This is a genomic window from Colwellia sp. MB3u-45 (assembly GCF_014077005.1).
Classification (GTDB): Bacteria; Pseudomonadota; Gammaproteobacteria; order Enterobacterales; family Alteromonadaceae; genus Cognaticolwellia.
Genome location: NZ_JACGVC010000053.1, coordinates 448,946 through 465,700 on the forward strand (window position 1 = coordinate 448,946; position 16,755 = coordinate 465,700).

At 39.0% G+C, this 16,755-nt stretch carries 15 protein-coding genes; 10 read left to right on the top strand and 5 right to left on the bottom strand.

What is annotated here, in order from left to right; genetic code table 11:
* Window positions 1-321 precede the first annotated feature (321 nt).
* From H4J41_RS17165 to H4J41_RS17185, 5 genes are all read left to right on the top strand, one after another.
* Window positions 322-552: a FeoA family protein gene (locus H4J41_RS17165; RefSeq protein ID WP_182137331.1), complete on the top strand. Its 231-nt coding sequence runs from the start codon at window positions 322-324 to the stop codon at window positions 550-552.
* Entirely contained in the window at window positions 549-2,729 is a 2,181-nt protein-coding gene (gene feoB / locus H4J41_RS17170) for a ferrous iron transport protein B (RefSeq protein ID WP_182137332.1), read from the top strand. Before H4J41_RS17165 ends, feoB begins: the two co-directional genes overlap by 4 nt.
* Before the next feature lie 155 nt (window positions 2,730-2,884).
* A complete protein-coding gene (locus tag H4J41_RS17175; protein WP_182137333.1) occupies window positions 2,885-3,277 on the top strand; it encodes an MmcQ/YjbR family DNA-binding protein in 393 nt (130 codons plus the stop codon).
* A gap of 410 nt (window positions 3,278-3,687) precedes the next feature.
* Window positions 3,688-4,710, top strand: coding sequence for an NrtA/SsuA/CpmA family ABC transporter substrate-binding protein (locus H4J41_RS17180; RefSeq protein ID WP_310649817.1), 1,023 nt, complete (start codon window positions 3,688-3,690; stop codon window positions 4,708-4,710).
* Window positions 4,711-4,718: 8 nt separating this feature from the next.
* Window positions 4,719-6,002 carry a GGDEF domain-containing protein gene (locus tag H4J41_RS17185; protein ID WP_182137334.1) on the top strand — a complete coding sequence of 428 codons (1,284 nt, stop codon included), beginning with the start codon at window positions 4,719-4,721 and terminating at the stop codon, window positions 6,000-6,002.
* A 319-nt stretch (window positions 6,003-6,321) separates the two neighbouring features.
* On the opposite strand, the gene H4J41_RS17190 is transcribed toward H4J41_RS17185, so the two are convergent.
* Window positions 6,322-7,209 (bottom strand): LysR substrate-binding domain-containing protein, encoded by an 888-nt coding sequence (locus H4J41_RS17190; RefSeq protein WP_182137335.1) that lies wholly within the window; start codon window positions 7,207-7,209, stop codon window positions 6,322-6,324.
* 130 nt (window positions 7,210-7,339) lie between these two features.
* Between H4J41_RS17190 and H4J41_RS17195 the strand changes: the two genes are divergently transcribed.
* The 3 genes from H4J41_RS17195 to H4J41_RS17205 all read left to right on the top strand — a co-directional run bounded on the left by H4J41_RS17195 (window position 7,340) and on the right by H4J41_RS17205 (window position 9,641).
* Complete coding sequence (locus tag H4J41_RS17195; protein ID WP_182137336.1) at window positions 7,340-7,798, top strand: DoxX family protein; 459 nt, start codon at window positions 7,340-7,342, stop codon at window positions 7,796-7,798.
* Window positions 7,799-7,870: 72 nt separating this feature from the next.
* A complete protein-coding gene (locus H4J41_RS17200) occupies window positions 7,871-8,821 on the top strand; it encodes a glutathione S-transferase family protein (RefSeq protein ID WP_182137337.1) in 951 nt (316 codons plus the stop codon).
* A 112-nt stretch (window positions 8,822-8,933) separates the two neighbouring features.
* On the top strand, window positions 8,934-9,641 hold the full coding sequence (locus H4J41_RS17205) for a pirin-like bicupin family protein (RefSeq protein WP_182137338.1): 708 nt from the start codon (window positions 8,934-8,936) through the stop codon (window positions 9,639-9,641).
* Window positions 9,642-9,809: 168 nt separating this feature from the next.
* Here the strand turns inward: H4J41_RS17205 and H4J41_RS17210 are convergent, their stop codons facing one another.
* Window positions 9,810-12,782, bottom strand: a complete 2,973-nt coding sequence (locus H4J41_RS17210; RefSeq protein ID WP_182137339.1) for an EAL domain-containing protein — start codon at window positions 12,780-12,782, stop codon at window positions 9,810-9,812.
* Between the two features lie 322 nt (window positions 12,783-13,104).
* On the opposite strand from H4J41_RS17210, the gene H4J41_RS17215 reads away from it, so the two are divergent.
* Together H4J41_RS17215 and H4J41_RS17220 are read left to right on the top strand one after the other, a co-directional pair.
* Complete coding sequence (locus H4J41_RS17215) at window positions 13,105-13,722, top strand: HAD family hydrolase (protein ID WP_182137340.1); 618 nt, start codon at window positions 13,105-13,107, stop codon at window positions 13,720-13,722.
* 74 nt (window positions 13,723-13,796) lie between these two features.
* Window positions 13,797-14,408: a CIA30 family protein gene (locus H4J41_RS17220; protein WP_259364477.1), complete on the top strand. Its 612-nt coding sequence runs from the start codon at window positions 13,797-13,799 to the stop codon at window positions 14,406-14,408.
* A 386-nt stretch (window positions 14,409-14,794) separates the two neighbouring features.
* Here H4J41_RS17220 and H4J41_RS17225 read toward each other — a convergent pair whose 3' ends face one another.
* The 3 genes from H4J41_RS17225 to H4J41_RS17235 form a co-directional block, all read right to left on the bottom strand.
* Window positions 14,795-15,541: an SDR family NAD(P)-dependent oxidoreductase gene (locus tag H4J41_RS17225; RefSeq protein ID WP_182137341.1), complete on the bottom strand. Its 747-nt coding sequence runs from the start codon at window positions 15,539-15,541 to the stop codon at window positions 14,795-14,797.
* Window positions 15,504-15,929 carry a thiol-disulfide oxidoreductase DCC family protein gene (locus tag H4J41_RS17230; protein WP_182137342.1) on the bottom strand — a complete coding sequence of 142 codons (426 nt, stop codon included), beginning with the start codon at window positions 15,927-15,929 and terminating at the stop codon, window positions 15,504-15,506. Before H4J41_RS17230 ends, H4J41_RS17225 begins: the two co-directional genes overlap by 38 nt.
* 131 nt (window positions 15,930-16,060) lie before the next feature.
* Window positions 16,061-16,720, bottom strand: coding sequence for a flavin reductase family protein (locus H4J41_RS17235; RefSeq protein ID WP_182137343.1), 660 nt, complete (start codon window positions 16,718-16,720; stop codon window positions 16,061-16,063).
* Window positions 16,721-16,755: the final 35 nt, after the last annotated feature.

Here is a 16,755-nt window from a genome sequence, read left to right on the forward strand (position 1 = left end):
AGATGATTAGGTTTATTACTGGCATTACATTTGTGTTCTTTTTGTCTGCAGATAAGCGAAATAAAATCATAGGGTTATTGTTCCAGATTAACTACAAGTGGCGAAATTTTTATTGGTGAAATACTCGCAATCACCCTAGCAGATTATTGTGATGAACAGCCAAATTGCTCTGGTGTGTTTTAACCCACATAAGTGGCTAATAATTTAATGAAACGGGTATCAGATCAAGCTAACGTTAAAACGTTTATTTAATATCTTGTTGTCTGCTACTAGTTTTAGTATGATTAAATGATAATTGTTATCATTTAGATATAGGCTACTATGACCTTATACGAATTACCCCTTAATCAACCAGCTCATATCAGTTATTTACCGGCAAACTTTGCGTTAAGTGCGCAGTTAATTGAACAGGGCTTCGCCTTGAAAAGTGAAATATCACTAGCCCATAAAGCGCCTTTTAACGGTCCACTTGCCTTTCATTTGCATGGCACAAAAATGTGCCTGCCAGCGACCATTGCCAAGCAAATCAACATTAAGTTATTAACCAAATGATCGAACAAAATATTGCACTGGTCGGTTTTGCTAATTCAGGCAAAAGCACACTTTTTAATGCCTTGGCGGTGGCAAAACAGAAAACAGGTAACTGGACAGGTGTCACAGTTGCCGCCAAACAGCAGCAATGTCAGCTAAATAAAAAGCTGACATTGCTGTCTGATTTACCTGGCATTAGCTCTTTAGCGCAGCGAAGTCAGCAAAGTAAAGATCTGTCGGTTACCCATGACTTTATTAAGCAAAATCACATTGATTGTTTAATTAATGTGATTGACGCCACACAACTTAAGCGCCAGCTGTATTTAACTACACAGCTGCTTGAGCTTGGTTTACCTATGATAGTGGTGCTAAATAAATCAGACCGTAAAGAAGCCGCTAATATAGATTTACAAAAACTGTCTGCTCAGTTAGGTTGCCCAGTAGTTACTGAAAATAGTGTTGGAAAACATGCGGGCAAAAAAATTACTGCCGCATTACAACATATTCCTAGCCCCCGGGTCGCTGGGCATTTATTGACCCTACCCGAAGCATTAGCTGATTACTCAGGCATGCCACTTGAATTAGAACGCCAAGCTTGCGGCAACACACCAGGCTGCCAATCAACTGATAAAAAGGCTATGGCGGTCATGCAAGCAAGGTATGACTTTATTTATCAACTGGTTGCTGACGTGGTTACGGCCCCCAGTAATAATACTCAATTTAGTGACAAGTTAGACCGTTGGATGTTGCATCCGGTTTTAGGTGTACCGATTTTTTTAGTGATGATGTACTTGCTATTCATGTTTGCGATTAATGTTGGCGGTGCTTTTATTGATTTTTTTGATATTTTAGCGGGCGCAATATTTGTTGATTATCCACAACACTTTTTAAGCGCTTTTAACTTACCCGCCTGGCTAAGTACTATTATCAGTGGTGTCGGTTTAGGTATTCAAACCGTGGCAACATTTATTCCTATTATCGCCAGTTTATTTATTGGTTTGTCACTGCTAGAAAGTAGTGGTTATTTAGCCCGAGCTGCATTTGTGGTTGATGCCGCGATGCAAAAAATTGGTTTGCCGGGTAAAGCCTTTGTGCCATTAATTGTTGGTTTTGGTTGTACCGTGCCAGCGGTGATGGCAGCACGTATTTTGGATAATGAAAGAGAAAGAATCACCACCATAATGATGTCGCCATTTATGTCTTGCGGCGCTAGATTACCGGTTTATGCCTTATTTGCGGCGGCTTTCTTTCCAGAGTCAGGGCAAAACTTAGTATTCTTGTTGTACCTTATTGGCATTGCTGCTGCGGTATTGACTGGGCTGATGTTAAAGAAAACCATTTTAATGGGTAAAAACTCTATTAATATTATGGAATTACCTTTGTATGAATGGCCAAAACTGTCATATTTGTTGAAACGGGTATGGCAACGCACACGCTCTTTTATTGTTGGCGCGGGTAAAACCATCATAGTGGTGGTCTGTGTTTTAAACTTCTTTAATTCTTTAGGCACAGACGGTGAATTTGGTCATCATGACACGCAAGACTCTTTGCTAAGTAAAAGTGCGCAGGTGCTAACACCCTTGCTTGCGCCCATGGGGGTTAAAGAAGATAACTGGCAAGCCAGTGTCGGTATTATTACTGGGCTATTTGCAAAAGAGGCGTTAGTGGCTACTTTTAATAGTTTATATTCACCGGTTTCACAAGCGCCAACAGCACCCGATCCTATGCCGGTATTATGGCAGCAAGCGCTAGCCAGTATTAGCGATAATTTACAAGGCATAGCAGCAGATGATCCCTTAGGTACTGACATTGGTGATGTGTCTAGCGTAGAAGTTGCCGCACAAGCACAAGGCGTTGAACAAAGTACCATTACCATTATGCAAGCGGCTTTTGCGGGTAAAATTGGCGCATTTTGTTACTTGCTTTTTATTTTACTTTACACACCATGCGCGGCGGCAATGGGGGCAATTAAAAATGAAGTGGGTACACGTTGGGCAATGTTTGCCGCATTGTGGAGTTTTACGTTAGCCTACTTATCGGCAGCAGGATGTTACCAACTTGCGGTGTTTTCATCACAACCTGTTCACTCGTTCATCAGTATTGTGGTGATCATGGCAGTATTTTTTAGTATATATTACGGTTTAAAACGAGCAGGTAAAAACATTCTGACCATACCTACGTTGGTTTCTTATCGTTAACACTCAGGCCTTTAATTATCGTTAAGTCATCAATTCGACTGATATAGCACCTGATAACGCTATCTTTGCACAACATAGCGTTATTTATCTTGTCGAACATTACTAAACAGCTTAGGCTATATTGAATCTTAGTTGTAAAAAGCAGTATTGAAAATATGGATAACATACAAGCAAAGCGTTATTTACTGAATAAAACTGAAACTATTGAATATACTCCATTTGGTCCTGATGTGAGTGTTTTTAAAGTAAAGCATAAAATGTTTGCGACATTATCGCTAGGCAAAGGTAATGAAAAAGGCACTAATGGTAAAATGGCAGGGCATTATTGCATCAACTTAAAATGTGACCCTGACGAAGCCGTTATGCTACGTGATGTTTTTGATGCGGTTATACCAGGTTACCATATGAACAAAACGCAATGGAATACGGTTATTTTAGATGGTTCAATTCCACAAGGTGAAGTTGAACGCATGATTGATAATTCCTATATGCTAGTAGTAAACAAGATGCCCAAGCAAGACCAGCAGTCGCTGCTAATGCCTTTATAAAATTAACATTAGCGCTAAAAAAGCACCAAACTGATGAATGGTGCTTGCTAACCTGAACTATTAAGCTGATGGCCTTAAATCTAGCTAAGACTAATGCTATTAGTCCTGAATCCAAAACCAAAACCCAAAATAGCCAACGCCATAGTATTGAGCTTACAGACCTTGTCTGCAATAACTGCTCCCCATTGCATTTACATACAATTTGCTGAATCGTTAACCTGACACTCACCTTGTTTTTAACAATATCATCAATTCAACCTTGTAATCATGATGCTTTTTGTATTCTTGAGTGTCTCCACCACACAATTAATTTATGCCACCTAAATACTGTTATTTTAAATAAAGCTCAATACTTATGCTGTATTTGTTGCTAAATTAACATCAGGATAAGATAAAACAACAGGCTGATAGTGTTGAATCTAAAATACCCCTTGGTATCTTCTATAACCTTACTCATTATTTTGGGGCTTGGGATCTTGTCTTTTAATCTACAAAGTTTTTGGCATCAGGACAAATACTCGGTGATTATTGCGGTTTCTAAAACTCCTTTGTCTACGCCTTTTTATATTGCTAAAGCGATAAATTCTTTTGATGACACCTGCGTTAGGGTTAAGTATGAGCAGGTAATAGGAGGTAAATCTGCATTTGATAAGGTGATGAGTGGTGAGGTTGATTTTGGCACAAGTTCTGATTCGGTTATTGCTTTTCAAAGTTTGACTACGCCATCATTTGTCAGCCACGCGATGTTTGTCCAATCTGATAATGATGTGAAATTAATTACCCATTCTGCCGATAACATAAAATCAGCCTTGGATCTAAAAGGTAAAAAAGTGGGTGTTACCCAAGGTACTGCCAGTGAATATCTGTTAAGTACACTTTTAGCGATTGAAGGCTTAACTATGGCTGATGTGAAGTTATATTATGATAAACCGCCACAATTGCTACAAGCTTTTAGTCGTGATGAGGTTGACGCTATTGTGTCTTGGGAGCCCTTCGTTTTTCAATTGTTGCAAGGACTTGATAAAAAAATAAAAATTCATGATACCAAAAGTTTAAGCACATTGAGCTTTAATTTAATTTCTCAAACCGCAGACAGTCAAGGGGTAGAAAAAGCAAAATGTGTCATTCAAGGACTACAAACTGCCATCCATTACATTGCTTCGCATCCACAAGCCGCTAAAAAAATAGTGATAGATGAGCTAAATTTAGATCCCGCATTTATTGACTGGGTGTGGCCTGATTATATTTTTAAGCTCGGATTGAATCAATCATTGATATTAAACATTAGATCTCAAGCACTATGGGTAGTGGAAACACAAATGAGAGTATCTAATAGTGCGCCTAACTCATTGCGCTTTGTTGATAGTAGGGCATTGCTACAGGTCGATCCTGGAGCCGTAGATATACCGCTGCAGATATTCCCCGGTAAATAAGGTTTTTTATGAAGATAAGCTTACAGCAACATATTTACTTTTTTACCCTGAGTACCGGTTTATTGTTCACTGTACTTGTGGGGAGTATTTTATGGTCCACTCAAGTAGTAGAAGTCGCTTTAGAACGAGAACAGTATGCCAATAAAGTTGAAAATCATACTAACATTTTAAAGCAATTGCTTATCAATGAAGACATTTATGCCAGCGATTACAATACCGATAATTGGCTGGTTTTAGACCGTAAATTTAATGAGTTACTGAGACGTAATCCTAGCTTGACACCAGAACAACAAACCATTCAAAACAGTATTGAAAGCCAGAATAAGAATGTACAAAGGTTATTTAATACCATCAATAAAAATCAACTAAAAAATGCCGATGAGAAAATTAAAAAGCATTTAAAAACCAGGTTGATAACGCAATTAGAAGCTATTCGATCTGACACAATACAGCTCTCCAGCATAGTTCAAAAAGACATTGCAAACGTTATTAAGCAACAGATCATATTTATTCTATCTATACTCGCTCTTAGCCTTTTTATTCTAGTTTATGGTGCGGTTAAATTAGTTAAAATTTTTAGCACATCACTCAATGAAGTCAAAACAGCCTTTGAAAAAAATCGCAGTGGTAACTTTCAAAAAATACAACTTTCTAATCAATCAGAAGAGTTTAATGGTATCGCTAATGCCTTTAATAACATGAATAAAGAATTGAGTGAAACGACGATTTCTTTAGAGTCAATGACCAAAATTGTTGCAGAAAGAACTCAAGTATTAGAGCAACTATCTAACACCGACCCTTTAACCAAAGTGGCCAATCGTCGGGCACTGTTTGAACGAGGCAATGACGAGTTTTCTCGTGTACAAAGAAGCAAAAACCCATTGGCTGTCATTTTGTTAGATTGTGATTTATTTAAAAACATAAACGATCAGTTTGGTCATTTATTCGGTGACGAAATTTTGAAAAATATTTGCAAAGTGTGTACTGAAGAAATACGCAGTATTGATTTTTTTGCTCGTTATGGCGGCGAAGAATTTATCATTATTTTACCCGATAGTGGTGTCAACGCCGCAGTAGAAACAGCCCATCGTATTCAACACGCTTTAGCTGATCATTGCATAACATATGAAGGTGAAGATATTTTTGTGACTGTCAGTATTGGTATTTGTACTGTTAATGATCAACATATTGATTTCGAAAACTTAATAAAAGATGCGGATTTAGCTATGTATCAAGCCAAGGAAAATGGCCGCAATAGAATTGAAGTGTTTGGCGATAGTATCGTTGATTAATTGTAACATCAGTAATGGTCATTATCTCAACATGTGCGTAGTAAGTGTGCGGAGTAAGTTAGGCTCATTGCATGCTTTTAAACATAGCCCTCAAACCACAGTATTGAAGTTAGCCTTTGCGAAAGTGATAGAGCTTACTGTTCTACCGCTTATTGTTCTACAGCTTATTGTTCTAAAAAAACATTCTAAAAAAGCATGCTAAAAATTATTGCAAAGCAATTGGTTATTAGTGTTTATTAGTGTTTATGAGTTAGGTGTATTGTATCTAGATATTAAAGGGCTTTAATATCTATGCGATTATGTCATGCTTAACACTAGTTTAACACCTTGATAAAATTGTGATTAACTTATTTAAGCCCTTGCCTTTGTTCGTTATTTTCCATGCCATAAATAAGTCTTGAGGTGGACGTTCTTCAGCTAATTTGATCACAATGAGCTCGCCTGACTCAATGTGATCTTGGATCAGGTTTTTGGGTAAATAGCCAATACCGATTCCGGCAATAATAGCGGCAGTTTTGATGGCAATAGAGCTGACAAAAAAATGTTGGCTGCCTGCAATCATATTAACCGACCATGGAATTTGATGCTGTGCTGAGTCATGAACAACCACATTTCTATAGCCTGATAACTGTTCTAATTTAATCGGCTGCGTAATAAGTGATAACTCATGTGCTTTATTGACCACTAACACACTGTTTAACTGAGCTATTTTTATTGCTCGGATACCTTTTTGATTAGGTACCGGTGCAGGGGCGCCAATCACCAAATCAACTCGGTCGTCAATTAACGCTTCCCACGTGCCGTTCATCACCTGTTCTTGCACATCAATCTCAATACTGTGATGTGCAGCTAAAAACCCTTCTATGCCATTAAAAATAGTTTTTATATCCATAATTGAATCACAAGCAAGGCGAATTTTTGGCTCCCAGCCATTAGCAATGGTTTGTGTTTGCTCTGACAAGGTATTGATTGCACTTAAGACTTTTCGCCCCTCAGACAATAAATGTTTGCCTGCTGGCGTAAGAACAGCACGACGACCTTGGCGCTGAAATAGTGTGACATTTAACTGCTCCTCAAGCTTCTGCACAATATAAGAAAGCGCTGAAGGCACTTTATTTAATTGCTCTGCTGCGGCCGCATAACTGCCACGAGTTTCAATGGCGTCTAATACAAGTAATGCTTCTAGGCTGATAGCGGGTGTCTTCATGTTGTTTAATCCAAACACTTAATTGTTCAAATTATTTGAACATAACAAACAAATACTAGGGGTTATTCAACAGCAATTCAACTTATACAATAGTGACATATTCAATTAACAACACTTAAAGGCATTTAGCATGGCAATTACCAACATCATTAATAGCATCACTAAAACTGAACAATCTTTGTCACCATTACCACTACGATTAATCGCAGGGCTTATTTTTAGCGCTCACGGTGCGCAAAAATTATTTGCTTGGTTTGGTGGTTATGGCTTAGAGGGTACAGGCCAGTGGATGGAATCGATAGGGCTTACGCCAGGATTTTTAATGGCATTGCTGGCTGGTAGTGCTGAATTTTTTGGTGGCTTATTACTCATCGTGGGTTTTCTCACTAGACCGACAAGTTTTGTTTTAGCCGTTACTATGATAGTTGCCATTTTTAGTGTCCATATAACGAGTGGCTTTTTTATCAGTAATAATGGCTATGAGTTTGCTTTAGCGCTATTAGCTATGACTCTTGCCTTATTTATTCAAGGTGGCGGTAAATACTCAATAGATAACACAGCTTATCGGCAGTTAAACAAAAATGCTTAACTGGCGCTTACTATCTTTTATCACAAGCATTAGCCATGCTATTGGCTAAAGAAAAAAATTTAGGAGTTTATTATGGGATTAATTGTTAACGGTAAATGGGTCGACCAATGGTATGACACCAATAAAAGTAAAGGACAATTTGTACGTCAAGATAGTCGTTTTAGAAATCAAATATCAGCCGCAGAAAATAGTCAATTTAAACCCGAGGCAGGTCGTTATCATTTATATGTTTCATTGGCTTGTCCTTGGGCACATAGAACCCTAATCTTTCGCCAATTAAAACAACTCGAAGATGTTATTTCGGTCAGTGTTGTAGAAGCCGCCATGATGGAAAATGGTTGGGAGTTTGGTGAAAAAGGTGATCCGCTTTATCAGTTAAATTATGCCTACCAGTTATACTTAAAAGCAGATCCCAGTTACCAAGGCCGTGTTACTGTGCCTATTTTATGGGACAAAAAGACTCAAACTATTGTTAATAATGAATCAATTGAAATCATGAGAATGTTTAATTCAGCATTCAATGAATTAACCAGTAACGTTGATGATTATTACCCACTTGCTCAAAGATCAGCAATAGACAACGTGAACGCTCGTATTTATGGCAGTATTAATAATGGGGTTTATAAAGCCGGATTTGCCACCACACAAGTCGCTTACAATGAGGCTTACCAGGCCTTATTTGCTAGTTTAGACTGGCTAGAAGATCTTTTATCAACACAGCGTTATCTCGTGGGTGAAAACATTACTGAAGCGGATTGGCGTTTGTTTACTACCCTGATTCGTTTTGATGCGGTATATCATGGTCACTTTAAGTGTAATCGCGAAAAACTGATTGAGTTTCATCATATTAGTAACTATGTTAATGAGCTTTATCAAGTATCTGGTGTGAAAGGAACGGTTGATCTGGAGTACACGAAAATTCATTACTACGCGAGTCATTTAACGATTAACCCTACTCGTATTGTCCCTTTAGGTGCGCGTCAACACTTTGATGCGCCACACGATAGAGACCGTCAATATTAAGGGCTAACAAGTGTTAATCGTTTAACGATCAAATACCGCTTTATAGCGCTAAAAATTTATTACCAACGCCATGAGTTATAAAGTTTCATTCAATGAGTGTGGAGGAAAGACCATGATCAAACATTATCCCTATAAAAGCTTAGGCAAAGCTAACTACGGCTGGCTGAAATCTAACCATCATTTTAGTTTTGCTAATTACTATAATCCAACACGTATGGGCTTTGGAAAACTACGCGTAGTCAATGACGACTGGGTAGAAGCCGGTATGGGCTTTCCTTCGCATCCACACCGTAATATGGAAATTATTAGTTTTATTCGCTCAGGTGCTATTACTCATCAAGACAGCACAGGTAATAAAAGCATCACTAAAGCAGGTGAAGTACAAGTGATGAGTGCAGGTACGGGCATTGTGCATTCAGAGTATAACCGTACGAATAAACCGTTAACTTTCTATCAAATTTGGCTTGAAAGCAATAAAGATAACGTAGCACCGCGCTGGGAAAGTAAAAAATTTCCTAGCGAGTATGGCTCAGCACTGACGTTGTTAGTCTCAGGTTATCCAGAAGATAAAAGTAAGGCATTGTTTATTAACCAAGAAACGAGAATCTATGGTGGAAAATTAACTAAAGGAAGCGTTATTGAACATAAAATCAGCCATCAAGCTTATATTTTAGCTTCTGATGGCATGTTTAAAGTAGAAGACAGCTTAAAAACGGTAACCATGAACAAGGGCGATGGGCTGGAAGTTACCCAATCCAATGCCATTTTACTCAGAGCTGCTACCGACTGTGAAGTGATTATTATCGATACTATCGCTTAGTTTTTCCTACATATAAAGTAGACCAGCTAATTAATGAAACGGCTATAATCATTAAAAAACAAGGTGTTCACTAGAATGTAAAGCCTAACTATTGCCACAAATAATTCACATGTAAAGGTGTTAATTGGACAATAGCCAGTGCTAACCGTAATAATTAAAGGAGATTTTTTAGGACAGCCAAGCGCTATCAGGCTGCCAACTGTCCAGCCATGTTAGCACTGCACTGGCGGGCATTGGCCTTGCAATGCCGTAACCTTGTGCTAATTTACAACCCAGTTGTAATAATTCAGTGCCATGTTCAACCGTTTCTACCCCTTCTGCTATCACCTCAAGCTGGAAGGCTTTCGCCAAGCTAACAACGCCCTTCACAATGGCTAAGTCATCGGGGTCAATGAGCATGTCGCGTATAAAACTCTGATCTATTTTGATCTGGCTAGCGGGTAGGCGCCTGAGATAAGTTAGCGAGGAATATCCAGTACCAAAATCATCTAGGGCAAACTGCACACCCAGGCTAATACAAGATTTCATGGTCGCTATAATATAGTTGATGTCATTTAATGCGCTGGTTTCCAATACCTCTAGTTCCAATAAATGGGGTGACACATCAGGATGTGCCGCCAATAATGTCGCCAGGCGTTCAACAAAATCAGTTTTTTGGAGCTGATAAGCACTGATATTGACGCTAATCGGTAACGTAATGCCGATACTTTGCCACTGGCTTATTTGGCTCAGCGCGGTATCAATAACCCATTCACCTATATCTAGACTAATAGCGTGGTTTTCTATTAGCGGTAAAAAATCTAATGGCGGCACTAAACCACGGATAGGGTGTTGCCAGCGGATCAAGGCTTCTACACCCACTACTTCACCCGTAGACATATTCACTTTCGGTTGATAATACAAAACGAACTCACCTTTATCGAGTACTGCACTGATATTGTTAATTTTTTCCTGTTCAAGGTTAACGGCGTCATCGAGGGCGCTATCAAACAAGTGATAACAATTTTTACCCGATTTTTTCGCCATGTACATGGCTTGGTCGGCATGACGGATAAGTATTTCTGCATCGGATTCATCTTGAGGGTATTGAGTAACACCTATGCTAGCCGATACATTTAACACCAGATCATCAACTATTACTGGCGCTGAAACCACCAGCAGTAAACGCTCTAATATCTTGTTAAACTCTTCAGTTTTCGTTAAATCGGTTAATACCAAGACAAACTCATCACCACCAATACGAGCAAGTGTATCGCCCTCACGTAACGCCTCTTTCATGCGTAGTGAGATAATAATTAATAGTTCATCACCGACATGATGGCCATGGGCATCATTAACCGTTTTTAAATCATCTAAATCTATAAATGCTACAGCGAGGGAATTATGCTGGCGATTGCTTTGTAATATCGCTTGGTTCAGGCGCTGAGCGAGTAATGTGCGATTGGGCAAATCGGTTAAGTCGTCGTAATGAGCCATGCGCTGTAGTTGACTTTGATGGGTTTTGTTAAGTTCTGTAATGTCAGAATAGAGTGCAACATAATGGCTGATTTCGCTAGCCGCATTTTTCACCGCACTTAGGGTCAGGTTTTCTGGGTATACTTCACCATTTTTACGACGATTCCAAATGGTGCCAACCCAATAGCCTTTGGAGTTAACCGCTTGCCACATCAAAGCATAGAACTCAGCTGACTGACTGTCTGATTGAAAGAAGCGTAGGTTTTTACCGACCGCCTCTTGATGTGAGTAACCGGTAACTTCAGTGAAGGTGTTGTTGACTTTGATGATGCTCGCACTCGCATCAGTGATGATAATGCCTTCACGGGTGTGAGAAAATACAATAGCGGCAAGGGCTAGCTCAGCTGCGCGTTTATCTTTCTCTTCGTTGGCAAGTTTAAGCTTTTTCTCACTTTTTTTATGTTCAGTAATATCGGTACGAATTGAAGTATAGCCACTAAGCTTTTCGTCTACATACAAGGGTATAATGGTGGTATTAACCCAATACTCTTGTCCATCTTTGGCAAGATTACAGATGTCATCATTCCAGGAGCCGTCTTTAGATATAATTAAATACATCTCACGCCAATAGTCTTTCGGTTGCTGCTTAGAATTAAGCAGGCGATGATTGGCTCCAATGAGTTCCTCTTGACTATAGCCACTGACCGTACAAAATTTGGTATTGGCATAGTTAATCGTGCCTTTAACATCAGTAATCGACACTAGCGAATGCTCATCCATGGCCGCTTTTTGTGCTAGAAGTGCAGCCTGAGCAGCTTTGACCGCCTGAGTGTCTTGTTCTGTTTGTGCTTTAGAACGGTGATCAAGTTCATGTAAAATTTCTGCTTTAACTAGTACTTCTGCGTTTAAGCTGTTAACTAGTTGTTTGTACCTTAGTAAGTGCGGAATGAGCATAGTGAGCAGTAATAGCACTAAAATCACCACAGTGACAATTAAGGCTAATGTGGTTGGAGGGACTGCATCGATGACTTGGTCTGTAGTTTGCGGAATAAAGTGCACGGCTGTCATCGCGCTATAGTGCATACTTGAAGATGCCAAGCCCATAACCACAGCACTCACTAGATGTTTTTTAGTTATAAATTGATACTGGTGTTGATTAATAGCGGCATACTGTATCTTTAGTGCCACCATAGCCAATATCACCGCGATCAAGATAGACAAATAAACTAAGGTCATATCATGAACCATTACGGCTTGTAATCTCATAGCGCCCATGGCTATGTAATGCATAAGGCCAATACTTGGACCTAACAACAGCCCAGCGATTAATAATCGATAATAGCTAAATGTTTTTAGTGTCATCAACCACATAACAATACTAGAGGCAAACATTACCGGTAGAATAGACACCATAGTTGTGGCTAGGTCATAGCTAACCGGTATTGGAAATGTTAACGATACCATGGCAATAAAATGCATTGCCCAAATACCGACACTCATCATTAAAGCACCGAATAAATTCCATAATATTTTTTGACTTTGTTGGGAAGCGGACATACTTCGTTCAACTATGCCAAAGGCACTGAATGAGGCTAACATGGCAATTAGCATGGAGAGAACGACTAATTTGAGATCATAAGTGGTCGTGAGCGCTGCAACAGTTATACCGTTATAGTCGTGATTCATTGATATTAAACCCTAAGCATAGTGTGAATATTTAGCGAACTTTTTTTCTGCAATATACAGGGTCTACACGTCATTTGATACAGTTGTGAATACTTTTGATGCGGTATATAAGTTAGCTAAAAGACAGTTATATATTTTCTATTAAACGAGCGTTTATTAATTTTATCGGCTGAGTCACAGGCCTAAAGCAGGGACAGTTTGATCTTAATTTCATTTTGTTGCGTATTTAGCTCTAGTTAAATAGATACTCGTTAGCTAGAGCTAAAAGTTAATTCACCGTTCTGATGAATGGTTCTATAAGAAAAATAGGAGTGATTGAACATTGTTAGCAGAGAAATTGTTAGGCGTTATATTTGATTTAGATAATACTTTAGTTTCTTCATCTTTAAATTTTGAAGAAATAAGAGCGTCTTTAGGTTGCGCAAAAGATATCGACTTATTAGATTTTGTTGATGCTTTGCCCACAGAGCAGCAGATTCATGCCAATAACTCGTTAGTTGAATTTGAAGTTAGTGACGCGCTTAATGCGAAAAAACTGCTCGGCACTGACCAACTTATAGCGCTATTGTCTGAATTGGATATACCTTGTGCCATTGTTACGCGAAACTGTCGTCAAGCGGCTTTGATAAAAATGCAAAATAATAATATTGCTATTACCCTGCTATTAACTAGGGCCGATCACGAGGCTAAACCTGCTCCTGATGCTTTATTGCATTTAGCACAATTATGGCAAGCACCTGCTGAAAATTTATTATATGTTGGTGACTATTTATACGATCTACAAGCCGCACAAAATGCTAATACTATGTCATGTCTGGTGACGCATGGCGAAACGCCTGATTATGCCAATTTAGCGAATATTGTAGTGAACGAACTGACCGAGTTAAGTGAGGTTATTAGGCAAATTTTTATTCGTGAGGCTGCTGGTGTCTCGGGCTAAAGTTCATCACTCAACAGTCACTAGTCACCGTTCACCAGTTAACATTCACCAGTCAAGAATAGGAGCGCAAGCCAATGCGAGTGACTGTTTACGCACTTTTATTATCGACTGTTTTTGCTGGTTATAGCCTTGCTAGCACTGAGTTTCAAATACAGGCCAAGCAAAATAAACAGCTTGCTGGTATGGCCAAAAAAGAGTCTGCCCTTATGATTAATTTTACTGAGCAACAAAGCCTTGATAGTTGGCGCATTACTAATGACGGTGTCATGGGAGGCAAATCTCAAGGTCAGATTTCATTACAAGTAAACAAAGCAATATTTTCAGGTGATATATCACTAGCAAATAACGGTGGGTTCAGCTCAGTATTTCGCCCAATAGAGCCTTTAGCTAAAGCGCTTGAAAGCGTAACAATAGATATTGAAGGTGATGGACTGACTTATCAATTAAGATTGATTGTTAACCTTGACGGTTATCGTATGGCTTATAAACAGAGTTTTGATACGGTGGCAGGCCAACAAACACAACTAAGTTTTATACTGGCTGACTTTCAAGCATCATTTCGAGGCCGTGAAATACCCAATGCGCCGGTACTAACATCTGAAAATATTCGTGAAGTGGGTTTTTTAGTGACTAGCAAAGTCGCTGGCCCATTCTCTTTAATTATTGCTAGTGTGTTTTTTAAATAAACTAGCTTATGGCTTTGGGCTATAGGTTGTTTTCTGTTCTATCACTAGGGGCTAACTAGGTAGTTATAAACTTAACTTTACCCGCTAACGCTCAGTTTACAGTGTATTCTGGCTAAACTACTAGGTGTGTAACTACCATAGTTTGAGCGCTTTGAAAAATCAGTTAGATAAAACTATACATAAACTATTAATAAAAGATAACTAATTGCTCTATAAACAATTACTGATTAATTATTTATCAATGACTTAATGAAGTTTCCCTGTCGATTTTTAAAAATAAAGCTTGTTATAAGCCTTGTAGTAGCAGTGTTGAGTGTTGATCTCATTAAGCACAATGCCTAGCAATAATGCTATTGACTAGGCATTGTTATAGCATTTATTCAATACTACCAGTTGATAGATTCTCCCTGCCAATCGAGATAGCTTGCTGTTTGATCTAACGCAGTGTTCTCAACAATGTCTAGTAGCTGTTTAGCGACAAATTCTGGGGTGAAAAGCTTATTAGCCGGAACATTTTTTTGAAACGGCTTTGATAATGGCGTATCAGTAGTGCCCGGATGAAAAGCGATTAGCTTGATATTTTTTGCTCGACGGGCTAACTCTATTGATGCGGTTTTAACTATCATGTTTAATGCCGCCTTCGACGCCCGATAACTATACCAACCGCCTAAACGATTCTCACTAATACTGCCTACTCGGGCACTAAATAGCACGAATTTGCAGGGTGATTTCCCGGTCAATAAAGGGGTTAATTTTTGTATCCACAACATTGGTGTTAAAGAATTTGCGGTCATAATTTCAATAAAGGCTTGGGCATCAAAGTCTTCTAAACGTTTTTCTGGACGAATATGATCATTATGCAGTATGCCATTACAGACAAATACCCGCGTTATTGGCGCATGCTTATGCTGAGCTAATTCTGCGATCGCTTGGTCGATTGATTCTGCTTGGTAGTCTTTAAGACTAATTTTTGTCACATTAGCGCCTATCAAGTCACTAGCAACAGGATTAGGCTGTGCTAAGTCTCGACTAATCAGTATTAAGCCAGTGTTTTCTGAAGCTTGTATTTGCGCAGCAATGGCTTGGCCAATATCGCTATTTGCGCCGATGATCAGTGTTTGTTCGGTTATCATGACAAGTTCCTGAATTACAGTGAGTGGTTTTAATATTAAATAATTTGGCGAGCAGTGCTGAAATTGGATGACGATATTTAGCTAAGCCTAAATAGACCCAGTGGCTGATAGTTTTAATGACTGGCCAATTAAGTGGTGCAACCCAAAAACCTTTGCCAACTAAAGTCCATGCTCGGTGTGTAACGGCTAGGCCCAATAATACTTGGCCGTTGTAATGGCCATGCAATATTTTCATTGCGCCATCAAAACTGACGCTAGGGTGGAGCGTAGCAAAATTGTCTTGGTGGATATCGACCAAAGTTATTAAATCGTTTTGATCATGTTTTTTTAGCTGAGCCATTTCTGTGGCACATAATGGGCAGTTACCATCATAAAATATTGTTAACATTAAATTAGCCCTAAAAGTTACTATATACGGCAGTTAAGCCTTGGAAAAATCTCAAAAAATTAAGCGGGTATAGCGAGGTGATTTTTACTTTACCCTTAATGCGCTCAACGTCAGATTAATGCTTAGCTCGATTACTTTTCTGCTTGGCCATCGACTGAAAGTTTTTGCTGCGATTCATCAGGTTTTGCATAACTTACACGCGATAACCGTTTACTGGTGTGATAGCTGTCGAGCCCAGAAACCATGACGGTATTTAATGACTCAATATCGATATAACCGTCACTTTTTATTGCGTCTTGTTCACAAAGAATATCCGTTATTTCGCCAATCACTAATACGGTGTTATTAAGTTGTATTGGTACTATTTCTTTTAGCGTTAAGGCATATTTAAGTCGACTTTCTTGCACAAATGGCGCATTAACTGCGTCGATAAAATGTGGCGTTAATCCAGTTTGTTTAAATTCACACTCATCATTGCCGTAGCGCGCAGAGGTTTGATGAGCTGCTTGCCAAAAGCTTTCATTGACTTGGTTAATCGTAAATTGTTTGGTTTGCTGAATATTGCGTAACGTATGTCGGTCAACACTGTCGGGGCGTGAAATAAAACCCACTAAAGCCGGTGAAGCACCCAGGTGAAATACCGAGCTAAACATGGCCAAGTTATTGATATTTTGCTCGTCGCGGGTGCCAATAAGATTAGCACTTTTAAAACCAGATAAGCTGTTGATAACCTGAGCTCTATAGCGAGGTTCCATATTAACCAGTTCGTCGTGATTGATAATATATTGCATTTAAGTGCTGTCATATAAGTTGACTTGTGTACCTA